At 42.4% G+C, this 335-nt stretch carries 1 protein-coding gene; it reads right to left on the bottom strand.

Annotated elements, in window-relative coordinates; all coding sequences use genetic code 11:
* Window positions 1–251: cytidine deaminase (locus tag HC175_RS21800; RefSeq protein WP_168139981.1), on the bottom strand; the 251-nt coding region annotated here is incomplete at its 3' end.
* Between the last annotated feature and the right edge of the window lie 84 nt (window positions 252–335).

The following is a 335-nucleotide window of genomic DNA, read 5'->3' as shown; positions in this document are numbered from 1 at the left end:
GCCCCTGCATAAAAAATAGCTGTTCTTTCTGCACAGAGTCCGGCGGGATAAGATGCATTTTCCTGATTGCTTCCGGTGACGATTTCACCGTTTTCAAGCAGCAGGGCTGCACCTACCCTGAATTTCGAATAGGGCGAATAGGATTTCTCCCTGGCTTCCATAGCTTTATTCATTAGATCCTGTACTTCCTGCGGCAATTCGGCTTCCGCATCATAAACTTCAAGATCTGCACTAATAGTTATTTTTTTCATCTAAGTTATTTCTGAAGATAAAAGCTCCCGCAACTTAAAAAGCCCGGGAGTTAGTATTCTGCACTTTAGGTGCAAATTTATATA

Source organism: Salinimicrobium oceani (assembly GCF_012037645.1).
Note: the sequence above shows the minus strand (reverse complement) of the source record. Positions and strands in the feature narration are given on the sequence as shown.